The organism is Kordia sp. (genome assembly GCF_050633145.1).
Lineage (GTDB): Bacteria > Bacteroidota > Bacteroidia > Flavobacteriales > Flavobacteriaceae > Kordia.
This window is the reverse complement of the sequence record NZ_JBOEFY010000003.1, coordinates 379-596: the sequence shown is the minus strand read 5'-3', so window position 1 is coordinate 596 and position 218 is coordinate 379. Positions and strand designations below refer to the sequence as shown.

Sequence of the window (218 nt, the reverse complement as noted above, 5' to 3'; positions counted from 1 at the left end):
ATCAACTTTAGCACATGGAATTTAGATTTAAGCTATACATGGCAATTTGCGCCTGGTAGTTTTTTAACGGCATTGTATAGAAATCAAATATTCAATCAAACAGAAGCTTCAGAAGCTACATATTTTGATAGTTTGAATAGACTTTTTGACGAACCTATTGACCATACAGTATCACTTCGTTTTGTATACTTTATAGATTATAACAATGTAAAAAACAT

At 29.8% G+C, this 218-nt stretch carries 1 protein-coding gene; it reads left to right on the top strand.

Annotation, left to right across the window (positions count from 1 at the left end):
* A partial coding sequence (locus ACRBBL_RS01555; RefSeq protein WP_431367273.1) for a DUF5916 domain-containing protein occupies positions 1–218 on the top strand: 218 nt, incomplete at both ends.